The organism is Methylocaldum sp. (assembly GCF_035627495.1).
In the GTDB taxonomy this organism is placed as follows: Bacteria; Pseudomonadota; Gammaproteobacteria; order Methylococcales; family Methylococcaceae; genus Methylocaldum.
Map to the genome: position 1 here is coordinate 1 of NZ_DASPLO010000059.1, position 24,627 is coordinate 24,627.

The window sequence follows — 24,627 nt, forward strand, 5'->3', positions numbered from 1 at the left end:
CCGCTATGTCGCCCTCTACAACCAGCACATCCCACAGCGGGCCTTGGGCCATCTCACCCCCGTTCAAGCTCTCAAAAACTGGCAAACCTCCCATCCCCATCTCTTTCGCAAGAAGGTTTATAAACAGGCGGGACTTGACACGTAGTCACCTCAAAGGACGCGCTGTATAGCCTGGATTGCTCACCCTATCCATAGGGTTCGGGCTATGCCCCGCACTTTACGCGTCCGAATTCGTTCCCTGCGCATTTGTCGGGCACTCCATGCCGGAACGACGCTCTTTCAAAAACACCAGTCCTAAATGCCAACAGAAACTAGCGAATCACTTACTACTGCTCACCTTGCATGGGTTCGCTTGGCGCAACTTCATCCGACCGCTTTTGAGACTTGCCCACAACGGAAAAGTACGACTTGATGACATCCTTACTGTTGCCGGCGCGCACTCTATGCTCGACGGTATAGGTGCCGGGTTTCATATAGGGGGGAACGGTCAATTCATTCGAAGCCGTGTTGATACCATTCTTGGCCAGTTTGAAATCAGCGCCTTCTTTGCCTATTCGCCTGCCGTTCACCTTCAGCACCCAACTGAGTTCAACCTCCGTATCCCGGATACCGGCGGGAAGCGTCAAGTTATATTTTGTGACGAAGTCCACCGTTTCACCGGGCCTTACCTGGCTTGGAGTCGCCGTGGCGCTTTGGATCTTAACCCCTGTTGTAATATCCGTCGGCTGAATCGTACGTTCGACTGCTCCTGCATTTTCCGTCTGAGCTCCCTCCGCCGCGGCCTCTCTCAATTGGTCGGCTTTGGCCTTACGCGAAATCAGTTGGCGGCGGAGGGTTTGCACCTCTTCGGCATCTCCCAGGGTCGCCGCGGTTTGGTCGATATAAGCTTGCGCTTTATCCCATTCCTCTCGGTTGAGGGCTCGCCATGCGCGTCCAATCGTGCGCTGCACTGCCTGCTTGCGCGCGGCGTCTTCCTCGGCGGCGGATTTTTCGGCATCACCCTGAGCCTCGGGAGGTTTCAACGCGCTCGGCGATTGAGTGGCTTGCTTGTTATCGGGGAGGACCGCCGCAGGCTGCTCGACAGGCTTTTGTTCGGCATTGGCTTTGGAGTATTCCTTTTCGGCTTCGGCTCTACGGGTGTTGAGCTCTTGGCGCAAAGTTTCGGCTTCCGGTAGGACAATCGTGACTTCGTCGATGCGCGTCTGCGCCAGATTCCAGTCCCCGCGAGCCATGGCTTCGCGGGCCGGCTGGGCGAAGCGATCGATGATCTCTTGAATGCCTTGCTTGGCCTGTGGCTGGTCGGGGGCCAACGCGAGCACCAAGCGATATTTGACGAGGGCATTATTGTCTTTGGGGCTGATCAGGCGGCCCGCCCTGATGTCCTCGCCGGCCTGGGCCAATAGTTCGAATAGCGCGTCGATTTCAGCCTCGTGCTGCTTGGAATCCGCTTGGTCGCCGGCGTCCGTCTTGATGGTTGATTTATCAGGCGGCGAAGGCGGAGTGGCTGGAGCGATCTCATGCGGCGCGGCTGCTGCGGACTGATCATTACCAGCTGGATCATCCTCGCGGACGGTTTGCTCGGCACCCGATAATGCAGTTAGTCGCTTAGGCTCCCAGATCAGGTCGCGATTCAACCAAACAAGCCCGCCGATACAGATCAAGACCATTGAAGCGATGGCCAGAATGCGCGAGCGAGCGGCACCGGAGGTTGGCCGGGGTCCCGGCGCATCGGCCGGGTCAACGGCCACGGTCTCAGCTTTCGCCTCTGGCTGCTTCGGCGCATCTTCAACCGGCGGCAACTCCGGCGCCAGGGAAAACTCCCGCCGCCACGCCGCAATACTCAGCGGGCGATTCGGCGAATTCAAGCTCAGGGCGTGGTCGACCGCGCGAAGCAGACCTTCGCTGTAACGAGGTCCGCCGACCTGTCTGGCGGGGACAAAGATCTCTTTCGAGGCCGAGATGATACTCTGGCTGCGTTCGAGCGCATCGGGAGGGGCAATGCCGGCAATGCTCCTATAAAGGGTCGCGCCAAGACTGTAGATATCGGTCCAGGGCCCTAGCTGATCGCCTTTCCCATAATACTGTTCCACGGCCGCGTAACCGGGAGAAAGCATGCAAGGGAGGGTCTGTGTCTTTTCTCCCAAGGACTGACGCGCAAACCCGAAGTCCAGCAGCACGGGACTCCCGTCCTTGCGAAGCATGATATTGGCCGGCGTGATGTCGCAATGGACAAAACCGGCGTTATGTATTCTCTCCAAGCCATCCAGGATGGGGATCAAGAACCTGAGGAGTTCACCTTGCTCCAAGGTCCTACGGCGCTCGAGGACGGCGTGAAGGGTTTCGCCCTCCTCGTAGCTCATTACCATGTAAGCGGTATTGTTCGCGACGAAAACGTTGAGCACCCGCACGATATTAGGATGCTCCACCTTCGCCAGCATGCGCGCCTCGGCGATGAAAAGCTCCAGTCCCTCGAGATACTGCTCACTGTAATCCTCCGTGGCCGGACGGATCAAAGCGGCACCGTCGCGAACCGCAAGCTTCACCGGGAGGTATTCTTTGATAGCGACGTGGCGGTCAAGAATAGAATCGTGGGCGAGATAAGTGACTCCGAAGTCACCCTGACCCAGAACTTGTTCTATCGAAAACCACTGCAGGCGATAACCTGGATTGAGTGCATTATGGCGCATGTTCTGTGGCATAAAATTGCAGACGAAAGCGGGGCTAAGCGGCTTCTTGCGGGGCGAGAGATGAAATGATGGAGGGTGAGCAAATCGAGTAGCCCCCGGAATCGTCGGGTTTTACATTGTGCCGATTGGTAAAAGGTAAGGCAAACGGAACGGCGCAAAGTCATTTGTGGAGTGGTGTGCCCCCCCCCCCGTTGTACCTCGAACGAATCGACGCGGGGCGACTGGGTGATCCGAAGGATCATGTCCGTCCGGGTACGTGACCGGACTGGACCGGTGCCGAGGTAACCCGAACATCTATACTGACCGGGTCACAGGATACCGTAGTGAGATGTCGCATGCCATCATGGAGGCAAGGCGAAGCCGCGTTTTTCGGGGACTATTGGCTCCGACCGACGCGCCACGAGACCGCAATGATGAGCGATCAGTGTTCATCGTCTGGGAGGCTCACGCCGTTTCAAGGCGGCCGCATCGCCGGTGGTTCGCCCCGCGCTCTTTCACCGCACGTTCGCCGTTGGCGCTTAATACCAACGGAGCAGCTTGGGCCATTGCCTGCCTTGCCTGAGGGCCCGTTGGCCTAGCCCACCGGGTTGCAATCCGTTAGCGGCTCGCTCTTCACGACAACAAGAGTCATCGCAGGTATGATCGCCGCATGCTCAAACTGTCACGGGTCACCAAGGAGTATGACGGCGTTGCCGTGCTGCGCGGCATCGATCTCTTGATTCCCAGAGGTCGAGTGACCGTGATTATCGGAGCGAGCGGCTCCGGCAAATCCACCCTGATTCGGCTGGCGAACGGCCTTATCCTGCCGAACCAGGGCACTGTTGAGTTCATGGGCGCGCGGGTCACCGCCTTGACGGCATTGGCGTTTCGCCGGCGAATGGGCTATGTCATCCAGGAGGGCGGATTGTTTCCGCACCTGACTGGCCGCGGCAATGTGGCGTTGATGCCGGGGCGTCTCGGCTGGCCTTCAGCCCGAATAGATGCCCGAGTTATCGAGCTGGCTGAACTGGTTCGCCTGCCGGTGGAGGCACTCGACCGTTATCCGTCCCAGCTCTCCGGGGGTGAGCGGCAACGGGTGGCCCTGATGCGGGCGCTGATGCTGGACCCCGAGATCCTGCTGCTGGATGAACCCCTCGGTGCCCTGGACCCATTGATCCGCTATGAACTCCAGACCGATCTCAAGACGCTGTTCACTTCCCTGGGCAAAACCGTACTGATGGTGACGCATGACTTGGGCGAGGCCGGCTATTTTGCCGACGAGATCGTCCTGCTGCGCGAGGGCGCCATCGAGCAACGAGGGCCGGTGGCGGCTTTGATCGAAGCCCCGGCCACAGCGTACGTTGCACGTTTTGTGCAGGCGCAGCGCAGCCTCATCGACAACCTCACCAGACCGCCGACATGATCCGCGGCACGGTTTTACTGCTCAGTCTATGGCTCGGTTACGGCTCGTCTCTAGAAGCTAGAGAAGTACCGGATGTGATCGTGGGTTCGAAGCAGTTCACGGAGTCGGTGATCCTCGGCGAAATCGCGACCCAAGTTCTCCGGAGCAGGGACATCGAGACGCAGCACAAGGATCAACTGGGCGGGACGCGATTCCTATGGCAGGCGCTTTTAACCGGCGAGATCGATCTCTATGCCGAATACACAGGAACCCTGATGGAGGAGATCTTCGCGGATCGACTGCAGGGCCGGCGAGATCTCGCCACGCTGCGCCGAGTCTTGGCCGGAGAAGGCGTCTTAATGAGCGAGCCGCTCGGATTCAACAACACCTACGCCTTAGGGATGCCGGCTGCGCGTGCGGATCGGTTGGGAATCTCCACTATCTCCGGATTGCGCGAGCATCCGGAGCTCAAATTCGGTTTCAGCAACGAATTCATGGCCAGGGCGGATGGGTGGCCCGGACTCCGGCAAGCCTACCGGTTACCCCACCGAGCGGTGATTGGATTGGACCATGATCTCGCCTATCGGGGGCTGGCCAGCGGCAGCTTGGATGTGACCGATATCTATACCACTGATGCGGACATACAGTATTACTCACTGCGGGTGCTTCAAGACGATCGGGGCTATTTCCCCGACTATCGCGCCGTTTTTCTTTACCGGGCCGACCTCACCGGACGCCAGCCGGCGGTTCTGCCGGCCCTCCGGCAACTCGAAGGGCAGATCTCCGAGGAAACGATGATCGCCATGAATGCCGAGGCCAAGCTCGACAAGCTGCCGGAGAGCCAGGTAGCGGCCGGCTTCTTGCGGAAGCGGCTCGGGATCACGGCCGATTCCCGGCGGGTGGGCTTGAGTACGAGCCTGTGGCGCCACACGGTCGAGCATCTCACCCTGGTCGGAATATCGCTGGCCGCCGCCATCCTCATCGCCGTTCCCCTCGGGATTCTTTGTGCGCGGAGGCCGCGTCTCGGGCGGCTGGTACTCGGGGGCGCCGGGATTCTCCAAACGATCCCGTCGCTGGCGCTCCTCGTGTTCATGATCCCGCTGCTCGGTATCGGGACTTGGCCTGCCATCGTCGCCCTGTTTCTGTATAGCCTCCTGCCCATCGTGCGCGATACCTGTACGGGGCTCAGAGACATCCCACCTTCTCTGCTCGAATCGGCCGATGCCCTCGGGCTCCCCCGCTTCGCCCGTCTGCGATTGGTGGAATTGCCCCTGGCCTCGCGCACTATTCTCGCCGGCATCAAGACGGCTGCTGTGATCAACGTAGGCATGGCGACCCTGGGCGCGCTGATTGGCGCGGGAGGTTACGGACAACCGATTCTCACGGGCATTCGTTTGGACGACAAGGGACTGATCCTCCAAGGTGCCATCCCTGCTGCCTTGCTCGCGCTATTCATTGAGGGCGCTTTCGAGTTTGCCGAACGGTGGTTGGTGCCCAAGGGATTGCGGCTCTGAAGCAGCCACAAATGCAGAGACTCCGCTTATTCGTTGTCTGTGCTGTCGCGATGAAGTTGCCGTGAAACGCCCTTCCGGCGAATTCGCCAGCCTCCCACGAAGTGGGTTTGATAGCGGACAGGCGCTTATCGGCATTCTCGCGCGCGAACAGCGCAAATGACTTTGCGACTTCGCCTCTTTCGCTGTCCAAGAAAGGAGAGCGAGCTTAAGCGGCTGAAGAGGGTTTTCTATACCCTGGGTAGGCCCTCCGATCAAGGGCTCACGTTAGCGGGAGTAAAACTTATGTCATTTACCAGGTTTTCGTACAGAGCATCGGTTTTAGCTATCACATTTGTGACGGCGATGCTTGCCGCCGCTACGAGTGCGCAGGAGTTCAGACTGGGTACGGTCAATTTCCCAACGTCAGCCGAATCTGAAAAGGCACGGGTTCACTTCCTGCGCGGGGTCACCGCGCTTCATTCCTTCTCGTATGACCTGGCGCTCGATGAATTTCGCAAATCCGTCGAGACCGAACCGGATTTCATGATGGGCTACTGGGGCGAGGCGATGACCTACAATCATCCGCTCTGGGGACAGCAAGACACTGAGGCCGCACGAAAGGTGCTGGCAAGAATCAAGGATACCCCGAAGCCGACCCCAAGGGAGCGCGCTTATTTGCACGCGGTGAAGATACTATACGGCGAGGGCGATAAGGTCGCGCGCGATCAAGCCTACGCGGCGGCCATGGAAGAGGTCTACCGAGACTATCCGGATGACCTGGAGGGCGCCGCCTTTTATGCGCTGGCCCTGCTTGGGAGCGTTCGATCGGACGACCCGGCCGGTTTACGGATCCGGATGCGGGCGGGCGCCATCACGTTAGAGATTGCCCGAAAAGAGCCCAATCACCCCGGCGCGACGCATTACATCCTCCACGCGTTTGATGACCCCGACCATGCCGTCCTGGCGCTTCCAGCCGCGCGGCGCTATGCCGAAATCGCGCCCGAGGCGCCCCATGCCCTGCACATGCCTTCTCACATCTTCCTGCAACTGGGGATGTGGCCGGAAGCCGCCTCGACGCAGGAAAAGCAATGGGTGCAGCAGAAAAATGTTCCCATCGGAAAGCGCGACTATCACAGCCTTTACTGGCTGCTCTATGTCTATTTACAACAGGGCCGCTACAGCGAGGCGGAAGCATTGCTGACTGAGATGCAAAAGAGCCTGGCTGAGGGTCCTAAAGATGACAGGAACTTCCAAGGCTACGGAACGTTTATCTACTCCGGTATGGTCGCCGCCTTCGTGGTTGAAACCACCCGCTGGGATTTGGCAACAAAGCTAATTGATCCGCTTCAGAAGGATGCCGCGCCTTTCATTGATTCGGTCGAGGGCAGTCCTGGCCCGTACCAAGCACCAGCCCAGTATGTTCAGGCGCTATGGATATTCACACGGGGTATGGCGGCCGCACAGAAGAACTCGCCAGATGCCCAGAAGAGTATTGATGCATTACAAGCGTTGGAGCAGCGAGCCGGCACAGGAGAACTGCCCGGTGTCGATTTTCCTTTGTCCAAGATATTGGAGATTCAACGGCTAGAGATCGCCGCCGTGACGAGCGCTTCAAAAGGCAACCTGGACGAGGCGATCAAGAGCATGAAGCAAGCAAGCGCCTTGGAGGACTCGGTGCCACCTTTGCCGGGACCGGCTCCACAGATCAAGCCCTCGCACGAATTGTTCGGTGAAATCCTATTACAAGCAGACCGTCCCGCGGAAGCTGAAAAGCAGTTTGGGACGGCCCTTCTTCGACAACCAGATCGGGCGCGTTTATTACTGGGCGCTGCGCGCGCCGCCGCCCGGCAAGGAGATCGCGAGAACGCCATGAGTACCTATTCCAAGGTCCTGCGTCAGTGGCAGCAGAGCGACAGAGGACTGCCGGAGCTGCAAGAGGCCCAGAATTATTTAAAGCAGGCCAGCCCACATTAGGGAGGGACAGAACCAACAATTCGCTCAACCTGGACGCACTAAACAGCGGCACGCCGCTTAGCTGGTTCGTTGAAGCTGTAGAAAAACCCTTAACCATATTTAATAATCAATTGGTTAAAAGCTAAAAAGTACTCGAAAACAGGTTTTTTTACAGCTTCGTCAGGCATTCAAGCACCAGTCCCATGAGGCAAAAAGTGAAGAGCACACAATCGCATGTCGGAGGTAGAGTGGCGCACAAAGGATTGGCAATTAATTCTTTCTGTGCGTGGGATGGTGAAACATTAGTGCTTAATATTCTTGGACAACCTAGCGCAAAACAGGATGTTATTGGCAAGGTTAAAGGCAATCAACTCAAAGTTAGTGTCACTGCCGCGCCAGTGGCGGGCAGAGCAACCGATCATATGGTTCGATTCCTGGCAAAAGAATTTGGAGTGTCAATCAATGATATTGAAGTTGTGTTTGGCAGATTCAATGTCAATAAACAATTACGCATTAAAGCGCCTAAGAATCTACCAGCTGTAATCAACAAACACTTATCCCAAGAAGTGAAAAATGCCTAAAAGTTCCATCAATCGGAACTCAAGAAGCTGCGTTTTTTAGGTTCCCTCCGCGCCGCACGCTCCGGCACAGATTAGGTCAAACGTTGAAATTTGCCAGCGAAGGTCCGGTTAGGGTCGGCAAGCGTCCTTTGCCCAACCGCCACTCAGCGGGACTCATCATTTTGGATGACATCGAGATCCGAGTATCCTTTGGGAGTGATCTCGGTAACCTCATTCAAGACTGGCTGCGTAAGTGTGAATGGCTCTAATCAAGTCCCGCCTGAGATAGGCTGGAAAAAGTGGACACCAAAGTTTCCAATGATGAGACGGAGGTGTTGAATGCAAAAGTTACCGAAAGGAACCTATCCGAAAGAATTCCGTGAGGAGGCAGTGAAGTTGGTGTTGGAAGAACGGTTATCCCTACGGGAGGCAGGGCAGCAGCTCTCGCTCTCACCAAAGACCCTGCAGAATTGGGTGATCGCGGCTCGGAAAGGCACCTTGAAGGATGTCGGGTCGGCCCAGCGACCGCTCACCGAGATTGAGTTGGAACTGACGCGGGTGAAGCGTGAATTGGCCGAGGTGAAGCTGGAGCGCGATTTTGAACCGCCCCGGTTTTCCCGGAGACTGTTGGCGTTGAGTCAGGCCGCGAGGGCCGACTCGTTCTGCTGGCGATCATACGCCATCTCCAACTCCGCCGGTGGGATGTTACCGATCGGCTCCAGCAGCCGGCGGTGATTGAACCAGTCCACCCATTCCAGGGTGGCATACTCGACGGCATCGAGATGACGCCAAGGTCGCCGGCGGTGAATGACCTCCGTCTTGTAGAGCCCGATGATCGTCTCGGCCAAGGCGTTGTCGTACGAATCCCCCACGCTGCCCACGGACGGCACAGCACCCGCTTCGGCCAGACGCTCGGAATAGCGGATCGAAAGGTACTGGCGGCCTTGATCGCTGTGATGTATGACCCCGTCGATTCCAGAGCGTGACCAGAGGGCCTGGTCCAGCGCGTCGAGGACGAGGTCCGCTTTCATGGAGGACGCGACCCGCCAGCCGATGATCCGACGGGCGAACACATCCACGACGAAGGCCACGTAGACGAAGCCGGCCCACGTGGCGACGTACGTAAAATCCGCCACCCAGAGTTGATTAGCTCGGGTGGCGGTGAATTGCCGATTGACGTGATCGGCCGGCCGCTCCGCCCGGCCATCCGCGACGGTGGTTCGGCACCTGGTCCCGCGCCTGACGCCTTGAAGCCCCAGCGCGCGCATCAAGCGCTCGACCGTGCAACGAGCCACCGAGAAGCCTTCGCGATGCAATTGGCGCCAGACCTTGCGAGCGCCGTAGACCTGGAAGTTCTCGTCGTAGACCCGCCGAGTCTCCTTGGAGAGCTCGCGATCCCGCTGAAGGCGGGGCGGACAACGATCGGGGTCCTTCTCACGCGCCTTGTGCGTGTAGTACACCGAGGGGGCGATCGGCAACTGAGCGCAGATCGGCTCGACCCCGTGATTGGCCCGGTGGGCATCGATGAATGCCACCATCATTTCCGTCGGCGGTCGAGCTCCGCCTGGGCGAAAAAAGCCGAGGCTTGGCGGAGAATCTCGTTGGCCCGCTTCAGCTCCCGATTCTCCCGCTCCAGGGCCTTGAGCCGCTCACGCTCAGAACGGGTCAGCCCCGAGCATTCCCCTTGGTCGCGCTCCGCCTGCCGCACCCATTTCCGCAGCGTCTCCGCGGCGCAACCCATCTTGCTCGCAATCGAACCGATGGCCGCCCACTGCGACTCGTGCTCCCCTTGGTGCTCAAACACCATCCGGACCGCCCGCTCACGGACCTCCGGCGAAAACTTCGATGATTTCTTCATAACTCCATCCTCTCAAAAAGTGGAGTCTCCGGAAATCCCGGGGCGGTTCAATTTATTAAAAAAGGCCGCCGCGTACTTTGCCAAGGAGTCGCTGCCCGGTACGCGCTGATGAAGACGTTGCGACTCGAGTATCCGGTGCGCCTGATGTGCCGCGTGTTCGACGGGTCCCCGAGCGGATTTTACGCCTGGCTCAAACGGCCACCGTCGCGGCATGCGCGTGACGAGTCCCGGCTGGAGGTGGAGGTCCAGGCGGCCCATCACAGGACGCGGGAAACCGATGGGCCGGAACGGCTGCAAAGGGACCTGGCCGAGCACGGAATGCAGGTGGGAGTGCATCGAATCAAGCGGATCCGCAAGAGACTAGGGATCTGCTGTAAGCAGAAGCGGACGTTCAAAGTGACCACGGATTCCCGACATGGCCTGCCGGTGGCGGACAATCTCCTGGGTCAGGACTTTACCGTAGCGCAGTCGCCCAACGAGGTTTGGTTGAGCGATCTGACCTATATTCCGACCGGCGAAGGCTGGCTGTACCGGGTCAGCCACAAGGATCTGTTTACCGGGGAGATCGTGGGCTATGCCCTGGGCGGGCGGATGACGACGGCGCTGGTCAGCCAGTCCCTCTGGCGGGCGGTGTCGGCAAAGCGGCCCGGTCCGGGGCTGATCCACCACTCGGATCGGGGGAGCCAGTATGGCGCCTAGGCCTATCGGGAGTTGCTGGAGCAGTTCGGTTTCCAGGCCTCCATGAGCCGGAAAGCCAACTGCTGGGATACTTCCATGGAAAGCTTTTGGGGCACGCTGAAGAACGAACTCGTCCATCACCGGCGGTTTGCTACGCGACAACAAGCCATCGCGGAGATTACGGAATGGATCGAGATCTTCTACAACCGCCAACGGCGTCAGGCCCGACTGGGCTTTCTATCGCCCGCGGCCTATGCCCAACAGTTCTATCGGAACCAGCGAGCCGCTTAACCTTTGGCGTCCACCATTGCCAACCGATCTCAGGCATCTTCGCCTGTCGCCACCGCTCTCGGCTGGCTTACCCCAGTCAACGGGAAACCGCCGATGATCGCGCGGCTCGGCGAATGAACCGATTCTGGGAAAGACTGGGCTGGAAGCCCGGTATTTTGAATGGCGAAAGCGGCAAACCGAAGGGAATGCATGGGCGCACTTTCGATCGGCTCACTCGCGAGCATGACGCTCTCGTCGCTAAATCGCTGGGTGTAATGGAGAAACGGTTCGGGCTACTAAATCGGCGGCTTATTGACTTGCGGGGTGATCTAACCGGCGACGGATGAATTCTGTTTCGCAAAACTGAGGTAGCTTTGCGATTGGTTGGGATCAAAGTTGGGACCAAAAAGCAAAAGGCCGATTTAATATCGGCCTTTTGTTTATCTAAGTCCATGATTTGATTTGGTCGGGGCGAGAGGATTCGAACCTCCGACCACCTGCACCCCATACAGGTGCGCTACCAGACTGCGCTACGCCCCGTGAAAACAATGATGATACCGCTTTTAAGAACTCTAAGCAAAATCCGAGAACAGTCGCCCTCCATTTGGTCGATTATCGGGCATTCGGGTCCTTGGCTTCAGGCCGCCGTACAGCTTTATTCAATTCGCTCACCTCACGGCACGATGGTTATCGGCCCGCCGATGGCGGTCGTGATGATTGATGTCACAATACAGGGAATCCGGGTCACATCCCTCGCACTCCAACTGTAAGGTGCAATGACCGATACCATAATGGCCTATGATCATCTCCTTGATTTCATGCTGTATTAACGCGGCTTGGCTGACAAGAACGTCATCGATGACGATATGCGCCGATAGCAGGCGAAAACTTTTCGAAATGCTCCAAACATGAAGATCATGAACGCCCTTCACCCCTTCTATTTGAAGCAGATCACGCACCATGGAGCTCATCTCGATATCGCGGGGCGTGCTTTCCAATAAGATGTCGATGGTTTCTCGCAGAATAATCCAGGCGTTCCAAAGAATAAGCAGACCGATCAGGACACTGGCCAAAGGATCAAGCCAGTAGAGGCCGGTTAGCCAGATCCCAATACCCGCAAAGACCGCCCCGGCAGTCGAAAACACATCGCCCAGCAAATGAATAAATACACTTCGAAGGTTTAAATCATGCTCGGAGCCGTGGCTGACCAACCACGCTGTTACCAGGTTGATTACGAACGCCGCTGCGCCGACGGCAATCAAGATATCGACGGCAACGGGTGGAGGCGAGATGAAACGCTGGTACGCTTCATAAAATATTCCGGCGGCGATCAATGTTAGCGTGGTGGAATTGATGAGGGCGACTAGGATGCCGACGCGGTGATAGCCAAAGGTTTTGCCGGCGTGGGAAGGCTGTTCAGCTAAATGAAGTGCGTACCATGAAAGTACTAATGCAACGACATCTGTCAGGTTGTGCGCCGCATCGGTCAACAGTGCCAAGCTGTTGGCAATTAGCCCTGCCAAGGCTTCGAAAACGACGAACGCAACGGTTAGTACGATCGAGAGCCCCAATCGGAACTTGGTGCGGCTCCCGGCTGCATCGACATGAACATGCGTGTGTCCGCCCGCCATCGCCCGACCTATAACTTAAGCTCGGATGTGCACTGAGGGCAGCGCGTCGCTTTTAGCGCCACTGCCGACAAGCAATACGGGCACTCTTTTGTAGCGGGCACTGCGGCCGGCCCTTCACGCCGCAATTTGTTCACACCGCGGACGAGTAGGAAAACCGAGAAAGCCACGAGCAAAAAGCTGATCAGCGAGTTGAAGAATAGCCCGTAATTGATGGTTTACGGCTCCTGCCCTCTTGGCCTCGGCCAAAGAAACATACGGACCGGCCGTAGCACCTTCCTTGAGCACGATATAGAGATTCGAGAAGTCGACATCTCCCAGTAAAAGACCGATCGGCGGCATAATAATGTCGTCCACCAACGATTTCACGATGGCGCCGAAAGCCGCCCCGATAATGATGCCCACTGCCATGTCGACGACGTTACCCCGCATGGCGAATTCTTTGAACTCTCTTAACATGTCTACGTTTCGTTATTGAACTTGTTAAGCGTTAACGTAATCCTAAAGTCACCTACCGACTGTCGCAAGTTAAATACGCATGTCACAATGACTTCTGGCAATCCGTTCTAACCCGGGTTGGACAAACATCATTTACTGGCTGCGCTCGCACTGAATTGATTTTCCCAGCGTTAAAAATTCACTTTAATTCATCTGCTGGAGCAGTAAACGGGCACCTTCGGAATCTCTGTATGCAATATCGAAGACTTTTCAATCTGGTTCTTGTAATCAATCTGTTCTGGATTTTTCCTTCCAACGCAGACAGCACCATCGAATTCCAAGTAGAAGAAGGGCAGAAAAAAGCCATCCAACCCGTTGTTGTCAAAGACGGCCGAATTATGGTCAAGGGCGCAGGCGGCGATCGGAATCTGGATATTTTTTATCAGCGTGCGGATGAACGTCTGGTCTTGATCGACCATAAAAAGCAGCGCTTTACCCCCATTACCGAAGAAAAGATCGACCAAATCGCCCGTCAGACCCAAGACCTTCAGCCGGTTCTTCAGGGGCTAGGCGATCAGCTCAAGCGGCTGTCCCCGAAGCAAAGGGCTAAATGGGAAGAAATGCTGGGAGGAATTTCGGTCGACCAGCTCGGTTCCACCGAGAATCCGGCGAATAGCTCAAGACTCGTCAAAACGGGACGGGGCAAGCAAGTAGCCGGAATCAGCTGTGAGCAACTGGATGTATTGCGGGGATCGACCAAACTGGCGGAAGTGTGCCTCGCGAGTCCGTCGTCGATGCGGTTATCCGCCGATGATTACGCCACGATTCGCTCGCTGCTCGCTTTCACCCAGCGGGTAGCTACAAAAGCGAAGGGATTCGCGACCCAGTTCGGCGTAACACTACCGCCTATCGACGTCAGCGATTTGGTAGGTGTACCCATTGAAATGGTGGACTTTTCCGGCAAGCACCCCACCGTTATGGCATTGAACCGGATAACCGACGCGATATCTCCCGATGATCGGCTACAGGTGCCGACGGGCTATCAACCCCAAGAACTGGCGCCTTGGCGATAAATCACCTCGCTATGCAACACCTCGAGCGCCTCACAAGAACCGAAGGAGAGTGAATCCGGACTTTGGCCTTGAGAGTCCAAAGTCCACATCCGGCTCACACACAAACTTTCCGATATCTCCCCGTCCGCTGACTAGCGGACTATAGATATGGCCGAAAACAACGTTCCGATTCGTGTGTCTGGTGTAGGGTAGGGTAGGTTAGGCGCGCATCGCACGGAACCAGCAAATTTCCTTTGGTGTTTCCGCGCGCCGTAACCCACCAGGCAAGGCCGCGGAACCGGTGGGTTACGGCGCGCACAGAGTCCCGCGGCCACGGCATGGTTCGTGGCAGTGCGCGCCTAACCCACCCTACAATCGTTTTCAAGTAGAACGGGATGTTATTGGCGGCCAAGTCCTATACGGCGGGTTGTTAAGTCAGGAGACCGCCACACCCGCCGCACTTCCCTAAGCAGGGTGCCAGACATGCCAATGGGGATTCGAGAGAATGAGCCGCTTTAGGCGTTAATTGCCCGGCGCCCAAGCTGAGCAGGAAAGATGCGCACCTCAATTCCCTTCATTGGCTAAGGTCAAGGCGCTACGAGCCTCTTCCAAACCGACGAATTCCTTGCCGGAATTCACAGCTTTTTGAAGATGCTCTGTCGCTGCCGCACGCTCGCCTTTCTTAAGATAAATCATACCGAGGTGATATTGGTAAATCGGCACTTCCGGAGATTTCTCGGCGGTTTTCAACTGCAAAGGCAATGCTTTTCCATAGTCGCCCTTTTGATAATAAATCCAAGCCAGCGTATCCATGAATATCGGCTCCTCGGTTTTATCAAACTGCTTCGCAAGGTCGAGAGCCCGATCAAGCTTGGCTTTTTCGCTCTTGTCGAGGCTCAATAAGCTAGCAAGATTGTTGCGGGCCAGCATGTTGTTGGGATTTGATTTGAGGATGCTTTCATACTGCTTGATTGCATTGTCATAGTCTTTGGAGATCTCATAAACCCGCGCCAAGTTCATTAGCACGCTCGGGTCCCCCGGCAATGCGTCGAGCGCTTGATTGTAGGTTTTAAGCGCCAGATCCCGTCTGCCCTTCTGCTCATAGTAGGCTCCAAGGTTTGCGTAGGGAAGTAACCAGCGGGGGTTGGACTGAATGGCCATGTTCATAAGCTTGACGGCTTCCATCTCTTGCTTTTCGCCCAAGTAATACCATCCGAGCAACTGGTAAGCGCCCGCATGTTTCGGGTTGTCACTCAGAACTTTCTTGATTCGTGCCACTCCCTTTTCGGATTGTCCTCTATCGATATAACTTCCAAGAATGGCCTTCAGGATCTCATAATCATTCTTGGATTTTTCAAGCGCTTCCTCATATTCGGCCAAAGCCAAATCATATTTCTTCTGCGCCTGATAAAGCCTGCCCAGATGGAACCCGCCGGTAGGGTTTTCGGGAAACTCGGTCTTGATCTGTTTCAAAACAGCTTCCAGCTCCGCGTGATTCCCTGCCGCACCCAAGATTTCCGACTTGAGAGCCAGCGCTTCCAGGCTTTTGGACTTGAGCTTTAAAAAGTCGTTGATCTTCTCCAAGGCCAATGGATAGTTCTTTTGAGCGGCCAGAAACTCGACCAGATTCTTGTGTGCCTCGAACTTATCGGGATTTGCGGCCACCGCTTTCTCGAGACTTTCCTGAGCGAGCGACGGCTTGCCATCGAGTAGATGCGCCGCAGCCAACAAATTGAGTATCTCGAGGGAATCGGGCTGATCCTTGAGCAACGAGCGGAATGCCGCGATTGCTTTTTGGGCATCCTTGCGGAACAAGGCGATGCGCCCCTGCAGCAAGAGCCCTTGGATATCTCCGGGATTCGCCTTCAGAACTTCATTGACCAACGCGATCGCCTCATCCACTTGCCCTTGGGCTAAAGCCAGCAAAACTAGACGATTTTTCGCTTTCAAGGCCTCCGGAGCGCGTTTTTTCAACGCAATGATGTCTCGATAGGCCCGCTCCGCCCTATCGATTTCCTTGCGCTGCTCATAAAGCTTCGCCAAGCCGAAGCGCAAATCCGACTTGTCCGGATAAGTCTCAATAGCCTTGGTGAGTTCGGCTAGCGCCTCATCGGATTTGCCGGATTTTGCCAACAACTCCGCAAGCAAAATGTAGCGCTGGCTATCATTAGAACTGACTTGAATAGCTTCGCGATATACCCGCTCCGCGTCGTTCCAGCGTTTTTGTTGGATGTAGAATTCCGATAACGTTTTGCGGTGCCCAAGGTTGACGGGATCACCAGACACCATTCCTTTGAAAATATTTTCGGCCTTTTCAAGCTTATTCATCTTAACGGCGAGCTTGGCTAGACTCGTTTGCAACGAGGTATCGCGCGGGTTGGCGCTCACACCCTGCTCCAACACCCTCTCGGCCTCATCGAAGTTGCTCTGTTGACCATGAAGCATCGCCAAGACAAGAAACGCATCGACACGGGACGGCTGCTCCGCCGTAATGCGGCCAAGCTCGCTGATGGCAGCGATTTGATCGCCTTTGAGGCTCGATAAACCCGCTTTTACCATCCTAACGTCGATATCCTCGGGCTTCGAGCTCAGCACCATATTCAGCAACTCGCTGGCTTTATCAAGCTGCTTGCCCAACATGTAGAGTTTCGCCAGCTTGACTTTCACTTCGAGGTCCCCCGGATCAAGTTCGCTGGCTTTTTGATAAAAGCCGAAGGAATCCTGCCAATTCTTCTGCGCTTCCTCTATCTGCCCCAAATAGAAATAAGGCTTGGAAGTCTTAGGATCTATCTGCAAGACATTTTTGAATTCGACTTTCGCCTTATCGAAATTCCGTTCTTCGAGATATTTTTTCCCTCGCTCCAGATGCTCTGCCTTGCGCTCTTCGGCGCCGCCGCACCCGATCAGAACGCTTGTTAAACCCAATGCAAGACCTAAGAAAGCTAATGTCCTGATCAACATGGAAATCGTCCTTAATTTACAACTGTTGAAATCAACCCAAGTTATCCAACTCGAGCGCGATGCAATGGACTTTCGGAAGTGCAACAGGTTCCTGCGGTTGCGCGACTCACGTCGCCCCGCCCAAGACTCCCGATGCAAACAGATCGAAAAGGAAAAGAGGCCCCCAATGCCGGCCTGTCCTTGAGCCTGATTTCCTTCCCCAACCTGGATTGCAATAGGCGTGACAAATATTATAAGCTTTAGTATGGTCGGACCATACCGTTAAGGACAACATCGGTCCATCAGGTACGAGCCGATTTATCCGTTCGGTTTCGCGTAACTTCTTGTAGATGCGCATTATGAAAAATGGATTTTTAGCTTTTGCGCTTGCCGCTCAACTCTCCTTCTCAGTCTCCGCTGACCACGCGCCTGCCTCCACGGCCACCTCACCGGCGCTCGCACCTCCCAATTATATTGTCGGCGCGGGGGATGTTCTGGAGATCTCCGTCTGGAAAGAGGATGGACTAACAAAACAGGCGCTGGTAAGACCAGATGGCGGAATTACCTTTCCATTAATCGGCGAGTTACAGGCGGGCGGTTTGACCGTCAACCAAATCAAAGCGGAAATCGCCGAAAGGCTTTCCGACTTCTTTGCCGAACCCGAAGTCAGTGTCTCTCTGACCAATTTAAACCACAAAATTTATGTGGTAGGCAGAGTCAACAAGCCTGGTGAATTTATCACCCCAAATCCGGTTTCAGTCATGCAGGCGTTGTCGATGGCGGGCGGGCTTACACCCTTTGCCGACGACGACGATATCCGGATCATACGCCAGATAGCCGGAAAGGAGGTTGCGTTGCCGTTCGATTACGACGAAGTCGCCAGTGGGAACTCATTAGAGCAGGATATCCTGCTGCAAAGAGGCGATGTCGTGGTGGTCCCTTGATGTCGTGCGAATTATCGAGGTGTCGATGTTCGAAATCGCTGCCGCTGCCTACCGTATGACCAACTCTAACTTTGCATGTATTACGTAAACCTGATTGATGCCATTAGCGGGAGCGGACAAAGAAGCCTTCGGAGTTACATAACATGGTTCATTGGATTAATTCTCGCGGCGGAGACTGAGGCGATGGAATATACCTTCCAAGCGGATGCCAACGTGGGACAGGAGTACAACACCAATATTTTCCTCACACCCGGTCCGCATACCGACGTTTGGGGTACAAGACTCGGCTTGAACACCCAATTTTCAGCCGCGGAGGAGATATGGAAAGTCACCGGAAAGGTCCGCCTTGACAATTATTTTTACGATCAAAAGGGCCTGGATACCCTGAACCAATTTGTGTCCTTGACCGGCAGTTACTTTGCCACCGAGCGTAGCCAATTTGCTCTTCGAGGCGAATACATCAGGGATTCGACTCGGACTTCGTTCATTGAAACCAATGATCTGGTATTCGATCAGGTCAGACGCAACAGTCAGTCGCTCAACCCGTCGTGGACATATAGTCTGAGCGAAGACACCAGCCTAAACCTGAATTACCAATATCAAAACACCGAATACAAAAACAAAGAAAATACCTTTTTTCCGCATTACCAAACTCACGTCGGCTCGGTCAGTCTGATCCATGACTACAGCGAGCGATTGCAACTGAATAGCTCGCTCTCCTACGTCAGCTATTCGTCGCCGGGAAGCACAACAATCGTTCCGGGAACTTTGGATTTCTTAATATTCCGTATTCCCGGAACGTACGAGAACAGCTCGGAAGCTATAAAAATCGATTACGCCACGGCAGTCGTCGGATTTTCCTATGCCGTTGACGAAACCTTCGATGTCAACCTCGCCGCCGGCGGCCAATACAATATGACCGAAGCCGGCTCCCGAACGATTTTCAGGGATAATCTCGGCAATCCAATACTCGACGATGCTCAGCACATTAGCAGTAGCTCTTTGACTTATGTGATCAATGCCGGCGCAACCAAACGTTTCGAACTAGACGAGCTGAGTCTAAATTACGCACACACGGTTAGCCCGAACATCTACGGCAATTTGGTCGAGGCTGATACCGTAACGTTCATCGAGAAACATAAATTCAGTCCAACGGTAAGCGGTTCGATTCAAATCTTTTATGCGGATCGCACAACGGCCGATCAACGCAACATAGTTTTTAACCGTCAACTTCTTCGCGCCCAGAGCGAATTGAGCTGGAATTGGACCGAAAACTGGTCGCTTAGCGCATCGTACCAGTATGCCCGGCAAGAGATCGACATCATCTCGGATACTCCGGAATCGCACGCCGTTTATCTGACTGTCCGCTACCTATGGGATAAGCTACAGTACTGACTAAATGGACTCACGAGGAAATCATGGAAGAAAAAGGACTTCACGATTACATTGCTACGTTTAAGCGCAGCAAACCGCAATTTACGGCAATCCTAGCAAGCATCTTGTTCCTTACCCTATTGCTCGCGTTCCTGCTGCCGCCGACTTTCCGCTCCACCGCGACAATCCTGATCGAAGAGCAGGAAATCCCGCCCGACCTGGTACGATCGACCATCACGACTTACGCTGCGCAGCGGCTGCAAATGATCAGCCAGCGGGTCATGACGCGAAGCAACCTGAACAAGATCATCGACAAATTCGATTTGTACGCTGACTCGCGCCAACGGCTCACCGAGGAGGAAATCATCGAAAGAATGCGCAAGGATATAGCGTTGGAAACGATCAGCGCTGACGTCATAGACCCTCGTACCGGCAGACCTACTACCGCAACGATTGCATTTACGCTGTCTTACGACAGCCGCACTCCGGACCTTGCCCAGCGCGTTGCCAACGAAATCACTTCGCTCTATCTGGAAGAAAACCTTAAAACCCGCACCCAGCGAACCGCAGAAACATCCGATTTTCTCAAGGAAGAAACCAAGCAAATGGGCGAATATGTTTCAATCGTGGAGAGAAAATTGGCCGATTTCAAGGAACAGAATCTGAACAGCCTGCCCGAACAAAAGCAGATCAATATTGAGTTTATGGATAGAGCCGAGCGCGATTTGATGCAGATTGACAATGAAATCCTCTCCCTAGAGGACCGCAAATTCTATTTGGATGGCCAATTGGCACAAATCAAGCCCGATATTCCGGTGATCTCTTCAACCGGAGAACGCATTCTCAGTCCTCAGGACCGGCTGAAAAGCCTCAAAACCGAGTATTTGGCCATGGTCGGCCGTTACTCGGATAAACACCCCGATGTCGTCAAGGCGCGTCAAGAAATCGATTCGCTCAAAAAAGATGCCGGAGACCCAGACAGCGGTTTGGAACTGGTCAAGCGACTCACTCAATTGGACGGTCAACTGGTGTCGCTCAGAGAGAAATACTCCGAAAATCACCCGGACGTCGTGGATTTGAAAAACGAGATTTCCGCACTGGATGCGGAAATGAAAAGGGCGCAAACGACCCGTGCAGTCCGAGACATTACGGCCAGCCAACCGGAAAATCCCGCTTATATCACGCTGCAAGCACAGCGTGACAGCACCGTTCAGGAGTTGCTGACCCTGAAGCAACGGCGCCAGGAAATCAAGGAAAAACTCGGCGAATACGAAAAGAGGCTGGTGCAAAGCCCCAGCGTGGAGCGGCAATACTTGGAGCTAGTCAGGGATTATGAAAATGCCACCGCCCGTTACCGTGAGCTGAGAGCTAAAGAGATGGAAGCCGAAGTGGCCGAGCAACTTGAGAAAAAAAGCAAGGGCGAGCGGTTTTCCATTATCGAGCCCCCGCTGCTACCCGAGAAGCCGATTAAGCCGAACCGGCCTGCCATTGCCTTTATCGGCATAATGCTGGCTATAGGCGGGGGATTCGGTTACGTGCTGCTGATGGAAAACATGGACAAATCCGTGCGCGGAATGAAATTGGTAACGACACTGGCTGGCGGGCCGCCGCTCGCCGTTATCCCTTACTTCGAAACCGACGAGGATATTTCACAGCAGCAGAAAATGAGAACTGTTGGCATGCTAGGGGCGTTAGGTCTTATTTTATTGATTTTGGCTCTGGTTCATTGGCTTTGGATACCGCTGGACGTCCTATGGTTCAGGGGTTTACGCAAGATGGATTCGCTCTTAAGTTGAGCTTATGAGATTCGGTTGCGCTGCAACCGTCGCCCAGATCGGCCGATTTCCGCACTGATGGCGGATCGGTCGATTCCCGAAACCCACCTTACAGGGAAGGACATACTATGGAAAGCATCGGCAGAGCATTTGGACAGCACCACCAGGATTCCGCACTCGCGACCCCACAGATTCCCAAGACGGACCTGGTTTCACTGGAAGACATCCAATACACGCAAACTAGAACCGTAACGCTCTCGAGGGAGTTATTGCGCCGCCAACGTGTTATCGCGGGGTATGGCCCCTGCGCCTTTGTCGATGCGTACAAAGTCCTCCGCACCCGGGTTTTGCACAAAATGCGCGAGCAAGGCTGGAACACCCTGGCCGTCACCAGCCCCGGTGCCGGTTGTGGAAAAAGTCTCACCGCGATCAACCTGGCCCTCAGCTTTGCTCTTGAGGTCCACCAAACCGTTCTCCTGGCCGATGTCAATCTCAAAGACCCTACGGTGCATCGTTACCTGGGCATTGATCCGGCCTTTGGGCTAAGCGATTACTTGATGGATAACGTCCCCATACAAAAAATGCTGGTCACTCCCAACGGCATCCGCCGTTTTGTCGTTCTGCCGGGGAAACGACCGATGTTCAACTCGTCGGAACTCGTTGCCTCGCCGAAGATGGCCCAGCTGGTGGACGAACTGAAGCACCGCTATCCATCGCGGTTTATCGTGTTCGACCTACCCCATATGGGAACGGCAGACGCGTTGTCTTTCACGCCTTACGCCGACGCCGTCGTGCTAGTAATCGAAGAGGGGAAAACGACTCAGGACGAGCTATCCCAAGCCATAGCGGCGCTCCAGGACACGCCGCTGGTCGGTCTGGTTTTGAACAAAGCGGAAAACGGCTCTGCGGAATAGCCGCCGAGACAAGCTCTTTTCGCTGATTGGCTGACCGACATCTTCTCCTTTGCCCTAGCTCGTTGGACAAAGGAGCGGTAGATCTTTTTGTCGAAAAATGTCTCTCATCATCGAATGCGTCGACATAATTCAATTTACTAAGTCGGCGAAGGCGTATTTAGCCATCATAGCCCCGTCGGTACTTAGGATGGCGGCGGCCACGAAGCCGATTTGCCCAAAAAGACAGCATCTTTGTCGTTAGCCCTCGCAACTTTGCCCGGGCTCTCGATTGACCCCATTGAAGAACAGTAGGGGCTCCGAAACCCGGTTCACTACGACTCGCCGTAGACGATGTCCATCCGGGGGTCTAAGATTCATCGCCAGAAGATCTATGTACCATCAACCCACTATAGGTGGTCCCAAACGACGGGATTCTCTGTGCGATTAAAGGAGATGGCTATGGTCAGGTACAACGAGCACTTCATCCTCAACACAAAGGAAATCGATCTGGTCGAGCAGGCGCTGCGCGAGCAGATTGCCAAACTATCGTCGGCCAACCTGTCGGGTGCCTGCCCGGACGCGGACGCCAACGAGCGTAAGATGAAAGAACTGCACGAACTGCTCGGAAAACTCCACAATAAAAAGATTTGGTGGGGTCAGGTCCATAACACCGGCGTTCCGCTCGGCTGATACCCTAAAAAACGGGCCACGGCGGACTGATTGTCGACGACGACACCGGTTGGCGTCTCCGCCTAAGGCACCACCAGTTCTACCTCTGCCAGAAATTTCTCCCGGCGGGTCGGCTTTTTCTTGGCTTTAAACGCCAACGAAGCAAAGCTGGTTTGTTTCATGGACTAACCACTCCAGAGCGGTTGATCAGAGTTACTGCTCGTAAACCATAGCTAAGCGCGCCGGAAGCCGCGCCGTTCCTGAACCTCAAAATTAGAGGTTACTGACATTACTTTCTTAACGAGCAGTAATAGGAGATGGATTATGACGAAAGGAATCAGCGATCGCATAAAAACAAACCTAGTTTTGATAAGTCTCCTTATTTTGCCAACCTTGTTTGCCGGTTGTAGTTTTCAAACAGGTTGTACCGGATATTCTGCGACAAATATTTCCATTAATCAGAAAGCCTATGAGCAAAAACAAGATATCTTAGACAAACTATCATTCGATATTAAAGTGGATCGCAGAGGATTAGGCAAGAAGAAAGCCATGGTTATCCTAGCGCTTTCCGGGGGAGGCAGCCGGGCAGCCTATTTTTCTACCTCGGTTATGTTTGCCCTATCGTCCGCATTGAAAAATGAACACATCGATATTCTTAAGGAGGTAGACGTAATATCTGCGGTATCTGGTGGAGCGCTACCAGCAGCTTATTATGCATTTTCATCTGACCAACCTGATAGCGCATCGTCTAAACAAGGAGTTCGCTATTGGGAAGAGCGCTCGGTTAAAGAATTAATGACGCGGCGCTATCGAAGCCGCTGGATTGCGAATTGGTTATGGCCGATCAACATTTTAAAGTTTTGGCTTACTGCATATGACCGTACCGATATCATGGCAGAAACTCTCAGTAATAACCTGTTCAACGATCCAATATCAGGCAAAAATTATGTTTTTTCTGATATCAATAAGGAAAGACCGAACCTAATCATCAATGCCACCAACGGCACACGCCCGGAATTCTTTGATGGATCATCGGATTGCCGTCTTGACAATGATCCATCTTGCTCCCATTTTGGTGATATTTTTTCCTTTACCCGAGAATATTTCGAGGACATTGGATCCGATATCACTGAATACGAGTTGGGGCGAGCGGTAGTGGCGTCAGCAGCTTTCCCGGCGGTTTTTAATTTTACGACGCTATATAACAAAAAGGCTGGGGATAAAAGATATCTTCACCTGTTCGATGGCGGCAACTCTGATAATTTAGGTTTGGAAAGCACGGAGAAATTAATCAGAACCAATATCGACAAATATGATCGCATTATTGTAATCTTGGTGGATGCTTATATAGAACCGCTAGGAGTTTCCGGAAAACGGCCTGATGGACGTAATTGGTTCTCCTATATAATAGACAGTGATGTTATAGATTCCTCAGACAGTTTATTGAAGAAGCTAAGATACAAACGAATACAGGGAACAATTGATTATCTGCAAAGCTTGCAAGACATTGCCCCTCTTAAAAATCAGCCAAATACTGGAGCGACTCAACTCCCAAGACACGCACTTTTTTATCACATCAAACTTCAGGACAAGAAATTCAACGATCAACTTTTTAGACAGTTGAACGAAATAAAAACTGATTTCGAAATCGACACTAATGATGCCAAGGCTATCGATGATGCCACGAAAATCATTATCACTAAAGATAACTCATGTATCCGACGAATCCATGAGTTTCTCTCGGTGGATGAAGTCTCGGCGGGTAAAGTATATTGTATGTAAAGGTTATAACTGCAGAGTTGTGAGACCATGAGATAGGTGTCACGCTTGTTTGACTTGGGATAGAAGACTAAAGGGCACCTCGAATAACCGATTCTTTAGCTGACAAAAGGAGCGCGTAAAGGGTCAACAGGCGGCAAGCCCCGCCATTTTCCCGATATTGCCCACGCCCGGAGGGCTCGTTTTGGCCCGAATCTGCCGTTTCCAGCGGCTCCGGGCGCACCCCGGGGTCAGAAGGCGGCCACCCCGCAGGTC

At 54.4% G+C, this 24,627-nt stretch carries 17 protein-coding genes, 1 tRNA gene, 4 pseudogenes and 1 other annotated feature; of the genes and pseudogenes, 14 read left to right on the plus strand and 8 right to left on the minus strand.

What is annotated here, in order from left to right; all coding sequences use genetic code 11:
• Positions 1–145: pseudogene (locus VEB01_RS04865) on the plus strand (IS481 family transposase); the annotation flags it as partial.
• 181 nt (positions 146–326) lie between these two features.
• On the opposite strand, the gene VEB01_RS04870 reads toward VEB01_RS04865, so the two are convergent.
• Positions 327–2,687, minus strand: a complete 2,361-nt coding sequence (locus tag VEB01_RS04870; RefSeq protein ID WP_324873313.1) for a serine/threonine-protein kinase — start codon at positions 2,685–2,687, stop codon at positions 327–329.
• 649 nt (positions 2,688–3,336) lie between these two features.
• Here VEB01_RS04870 and VEB01_RS04875 point away from each other — a divergent pair.
• From VEB01_RS04875 to VEB01_RS04895, 5 genes and pseudogenes are all read left to right on the plus strand, one after another.
• Positions 3,337–4,089 (plus strand): ATP-binding cassette domain-containing protein, encoded by a 753-nt coding sequence (locus VEB01_RS04875; protein WP_324873315.1) that lies wholly within the window; start codon positions 3,337–3,339, stop codon positions 4,087–4,089.
• Positions 4,086–5,582, plus strand: coding sequence for an ABC transporter permease/substrate-binding protein (locus VEB01_RS04880; protein WP_324873317.1), 1,497 nt, complete (start codon positions 4,086–4,088; stop codon positions 5,580–5,582). The genes VEB01_RS04875 and VEB01_RS04880 overlap by 4 nt, the downstream gene beginning before the upstream one ends.
• 282 nt (positions 5,583–5,864) lie before the next feature.
• Positions 5,865–7,535 (plus strand): tetratricopeptide repeat protein, encoded by a 1,671-nt coding sequence (locus VEB01_RS04885; protein WP_324873319.1) that lies wholly within the window; start codon positions 5,865–5,867, stop codon positions 7,533–7,535.
• Positions 7,536–7,762: 227 nt separating this feature from the next.
• Positions 7,763–8,095, plus strand: coding sequence for a DUF167 domain-containing protein (locus VEB01_RS04890; RefSeq protein WP_324873321.1), 333 nt, complete (start codon positions 7,763–7,765; stop codon positions 8,093–8,095).
• A gap of 318 nt (positions 8,096–8,413) precedes the next feature.
• Positions 8,414–8,671, plus strand: a pseudogene (locus VEB01_RS04895) (transposase); the annotation flags it as partial.
• A gap of 41 nt (positions 8,672–8,712) precedes the next feature.
• Here the strand turns inward: VEB01_RS04895 and VEB01_RS04900 are convergent.
• Positions 8,713–9,932, minus strand: a protein-coding gene (locus tag VEB01_RS04900) for an IS3 family transposase (protein WP_324873323.1) whose coding sequence is annotated in 2 segments (ribosomal slippage) — positions 8,713–9,644 and positions 9,644–9,932 — 1,221 coding nt in all. Because the reading frame shifts where the segments join, the coding sequence is not laid out codon by codon here.
• Positions 9,538–9,654: a sequence feature (AL1L pseudoknot), on the minus strand. (Overlaps the previous gene by 117 nt.)
• A 54-nt stretch (positions 9,933–9,986) precedes the next feature.
• Here VEB01_RS04900 and VEB01_RS04905 point away from each other — a divergent pair.
• A pseudogene (locus VEB01_RS04905) lies at positions 9,987–10,901 on the plus strand (IS3 family transposase); the annotation flags it as partial.
• 442 nt (positions 10,902–11,343) lie between these two features.
• Here VEB01_RS04905 and VEB01_RS04910 read toward each other — a convergent pair.
• From VEB01_RS04910 to mscL, 4 genes are all read right to left on the minus strand, one after another.
• A tRNA-Pro gene (locus VEB01_RS04910) sits at positions 11,344–11,420 on the minus strand.
• A 128-nt stretch (positions 11,421–11,548) separates the two neighbouring features.
• On the minus strand, positions 11,549–12,511 hold the full coding sequence (locus tag VEB01_RS04915) for a cation diffusion facilitator family transporter (protein WP_324873325.1): 963 nt from the start codon (positions 12,509–12,511) through the stop codon (positions 11,549–11,551).
• An 8-nt stretch (positions 12,512–12,519) separates the two neighbouring features.
• Positions 12,520–12,678, minus strand: a complete 159-nt coding sequence (locus VEB01_RS23280; protein ID WP_475441428.1) for a hypothetical protein — start codon at positions 12,676–12,678, stop codon at positions 12,520–12,522.
• Positions 12,626–12,940, minus strand: coding sequence for a large conductance mechanosensitive channel protein MscL (mscL, locus tag VEB01_RS04920; protein ID WP_475441430.1), 315 nt, complete (start codon positions 12,938–12,940; stop codon positions 12,626–12,628). The genes VEB01_RS23280 and mscL overlap by 53 nt, the downstream gene beginning before the upstream one ends.
• A gap of 257 nt (positions 12,941–13,197) precedes the next feature.
• Here mscL and VEB01_RS04925 point away from each other — a divergent pair, with 257 nt between their 5' ends.
• A complete protein-coding gene (locus tag VEB01_RS04925; protein ID WP_324873329.1) occupies positions 13,198–14,019 on the plus strand; it encodes a hypothetical protein in 822 nt (273 codons plus the stop codon).
• 543 nt (positions 14,020–14,562) lie between these two features.
• Here VEB01_RS04925 and VEB01_RS04930 read toward each other — a convergent pair.
• A complete protein-coding gene (locus VEB01_RS04930; protein WP_324873331.1) occupies positions 14,563–16,959 on the minus strand; it encodes a tetratricopeptide repeat protein in 2,397 nt (798 codons plus the stop codon).
• 338 nt (positions 16,960–17,297) lie between these two features.
• On the opposite strand from VEB01_RS04930, the gene VEB01_RS04935 reads away from it, so the two are divergent.
• The 5 genes from VEB01_RS04935 (at position 17,298) to VEB01_RS04955 (ending at position 22,614) form a co-directional block, all read left to right on the plus strand.
• Entirely contained in the window at positions 17,298–17,882 is a 585-nt protein-coding gene (locus VEB01_RS04935) for a polysaccharide biosynthesis/export family protein (RefSeq protein ID WP_324873332.1), read from the plus strand.
• 183 nt (positions 17,883–18,065) lie between these two features.
• A complete protein-coding gene (locus VEB01_RS04940) occupies positions 18,066–19,277 on the plus strand; it encodes a hypothetical protein (RefSeq protein WP_324873334.1) in 1,212 nt (403 codons plus the stop codon).
• A 23-nt stretch (positions 19,278–19,300) separates the two neighbouring features.
• On the plus strand, positions 19,301–21,052 hold the full coding sequence (locus tag VEB01_RS04945; protein WP_324873336.1) for a GumC family protein: 1,752 nt from the start codon (positions 19,301–19,303) through the stop codon (positions 21,050–21,052).
• A gap of 107 nt (positions 21,053–21,159) precedes the next feature.
• Positions 21,160–21,945, plus strand: coding sequence for a CpsD/CapB family tyrosine-protein kinase (locus tag VEB01_RS04950; RefSeq protein WP_324873338.1), 786 nt, complete (start codon positions 21,160–21,162; stop codon positions 21,943–21,945).
• Between the two features lie 438 nt (positions 21,946–22,383).
• Positions 22,384–22,614, plus strand: a complete 231-nt coding sequence (locus VEB01_RS04955; protein WP_324873340.1) for a hypothetical protein — start codon at positions 22,384–22,386, stop codon at positions 22,612–22,614.
• 65 nt (positions 22,615–22,679) lie between these two features.
• Here VEB01_RS04955 and VEB01_RS04960 read toward each other — a convergent pair.
• Positions 22,680–22,775, minus strand: a pseudogene (locus VEB01_RS04960) (IS5/IS1182 family transposase); the annotation flags it as partial.
• 142 nt (positions 22,776–22,917) lie between these two features.
• On the opposite strand from VEB01_RS04960, the gene VEB01_RS04965 reads away from it, so the two are divergent.
• A complete protein-coding gene (locus VEB01_RS04965; RefSeq protein ID WP_324873342.1) occupies positions 22,918–24,375 on the plus strand; it encodes a patatin-like phospholipase family protein in 1,458 nt (485 codons plus the stop codon).
• Positions 24,376–24,627 lie beyond the last annotated feature (252 nt).

Bases quoted from the DNA above. Each gene is read 5' to 3' on its own strand.
- VEB01_RS04870 (WP_324873313.1), bottom strand. From the start codon at position 2,687: ATGCGCCATAATGCACTCAATCCAGGTTATCGCCTGCAGTGGTTTTCG.
- VEB01_RS04875 (WP_324873315.1), top strand. From the start codon at position 3,337: ATGCTCAAACTGTCACGGGTCACCAAGGAGTATGACGGCGTTGCCGTG.
- VEB01_RS04880 (WP_324873317.1), top strand. From the start codon at position 4,086: ATGATCCGCGGCACGGTTTTACTGCTCAGTCTATGGCTCGGTTACGGC.
- VEB01_RS04885 (WP_324873319.1), top strand. From the start codon at position 5,865: ATGTCATTTACCAGGTTTTCGTACAGAGCATCGGTTTTAGCTATCACA.
- VEB01_RS04915 (WP_324873325.1), bottom strand. From the start codon at position 12,511: ATGGCGGGCGGACACACGCATGTTCATGTCGATGCAGCCGGGAGCCGC.
- mscL (WP_475441430.1), bottom strand. From the start codon at position 12,940: ATGCGGGGTAACGTCGTCGACATGGCAGTGGGCATCATTATCGGGGCG.
- VEB01_RS04925 (WP_324873329.1), top strand. From the start codon at position 13,198: ATGCAATATCGAAGACTTTTCAATCTGGTTCTTGTAATCAATCTGTTC.
- VEB01_RS04930 (WP_324873331.1), bottom strand. From the start codon at position 16,959: ATGTTGATCAGGACATTAGCTTTCTTAGGTCTTGCATTGGGTTTAACA.
- VEB01_RS04935 (WP_324873332.1), top strand. From the start codon at position 17,298: ATGAAAAATGGATTTTTAGCTTTTGCGCTTGCCGCTCAACTCTCCTTC.
- VEB01_RS04940 (WP_324873334.1), top strand. From the start codon at position 18,066: ATGGAATATACCTTCCAAGCGGATGCCAACGTGGGACAGGAGTACAAC.
- VEB01_RS04945 (WP_324873336.1), top strand. From the start codon at position 19,301: ATGGAAGAAAAAGGACTTCACGATTACATTGCTACGTTTAAGCGCAGC.
- VEB01_RS04950 (WP_324873338.1), top strand. From the start codon at position 21,160: ATGGAAAGCATCGGCAGAGCATTTGGACAGCACCACCAGGATTCCGCA.
- VEB01_RS04955 (WP_324873340.1), top strand. From the start codon at position 22,384: ATGGTCAGGTACAACGAGCACTTCATCCTCAACACAAAGGAAATCGAT.
- VEB01_RS04965 (WP_324873342.1), top strand. From the start codon at position 22,918: ATGACGAAAGGAATCAGCGATCGCATAAAAACAAACCTAGTTTTGATA.